Below are 1,520 nucleotides of genomic sequence, written 5' to 3' on the forward strand. Positions count from 1 at the left end.
GGTGTCGCCCCGCTCAGACCGAGACGCACCACAACGTGGCGGGATCTGACCGACGCCCGGATATCTTCGAGTGCGGATCGGATTCGTCCAATGACTTCAGGGCCTTCCATCGTCCCGGTCACGTCGACGTTCACGCGCTCGAATTGCGCGACACTCGTCGGCCTTTCCTCAATCTCCACGGAACGGTCGTCACGTATCGTTACCAGAGTGACGGATTTTTCTCCGTCCTCGTTGATGTCCCTGCCTTGCGGCATTCCTGGCATCACCACCGTGCTTGCTCCTGGATGAACTTTGCGGACGTGAATGTGCCCGAGCGCCCAGAAATCAAAGCCGTGGTTATGCAAGTCAGCGACGCTGCACGGCGCGTAGACGTCATGACCGGGCGATCCGCCCAGGCTGGTGTGCATGATCCCCACATTGACCGTGCCCTCGCGCGCAGCGGAATATTTAGCGAGCAGACTTTCGGGTGCCTTGGGACTCGCAAAGCTCAATCCGTGAAACATGACGTCCAGTCCGCCGGCTGTTTGAAGCACGGGCTGGGGACGACCGCCGAAAATCGTTACTGTGTCCGGAAACACGAGCTGTTTCGATATCCGCGACATGGCGTCGTGATTGCCGCGAATCTTGAAAACTCTGATGCCGCCMTGGTGAAGACGTGTCATCTGCGAAGCCAAGAACCGCGCGGTTTTCATGGAGGTCTGATCGCCGTCATAAAGATCGCCGGCAATGACGAGGGCATCGACACCTTCCGCTAGGCATAGATCCACAATGGAGACAAACGCCTGGCGACTGGCGTCTCCGACAAGTTCGGCAAGAGCTGGGTTTCGCATCGCGAGAGAACGGAGCGGCGAATCGAGGTGAATATCGGCTGTATGTATAAATCGAAATGCCATTCAGCGGTCTCCAGCCAGGGAACAAACGGGGGTTCGACCGCGGCTCGACAAAAATTACACGACGCGCCGTGCTGGCTGTCCTGAACCCAGGCTACGATCATCTGGCACCGGCGTAGTTCTCGTTGGCCTCTTACCATGTTGGAGGATGCAGTTGTCAAAGCTCGACCAGGGCTCGGCATCTGTGACCTCCCCCGATTTCATTCAGCCAAGAGCAGAGCTTTAAGTCCAAGGCAGTTTGACAAACGCTGGCCAACTACAGCTACGAAGGGCGGATGCCCCGGAGTGCCGCGAATTTCGTTCCAAATCGGCCACGACCATATGGGTTCGACAATATTGGCCGGCTCGGCGCGCACTGCCACCGACATCGTCAAGCGGATGAAGCCAGATTTCGCCCCGCGGGCATGCTGATGCATAGGACCCAGCTGATGGCGACAAAAAGCCCGGCGCATTTGCCGGGCTTTTTGTCGGTTCTCGCTGCAGTGAGATCGCCTGAGCGCTTGGCTCAGTGATCCATGGCCTTGACGATTTCTTCGGTCATCTTCTTGGCGTCGCCGAGCAGCATCATGGTGCCGTCCTTGTAGAACAGCGTGTTGTCGATGCCAGCGTAGCCGGAGCCAAGGGAGCGCT

Annotated in this window: 2 protein-coding genes; both read right to left on the bottom strand. The window is 58.1% G+C overall.

Features of this window, described 5'->3' with window-relative positions:
• Positions 1-893, bottom strand: an 893-nt coding sequence (locus AC1DUU_RS31725; RefSeq protein WP_476787267.1) for a metallophosphoesterase family protein, incomplete at its 3' end; no start/stop codon positions are given.
• Between the two features lie 502 nt (positions 894-1,395).
• Positions 1,396-1,520, bottom strand: a 125-nt coding sequence (locus tag AC1DUU_RS31730; RefSeq protein ID WP_476787268.1) for an NAD(P)(+) transhydrogenase (Re/Si-specific) subunit beta, incomplete at its 5' end; no start/stop codon positions are given.

This window comes from Aminobacter sp. P4_H6_2, from assembly GCF_056400805.1.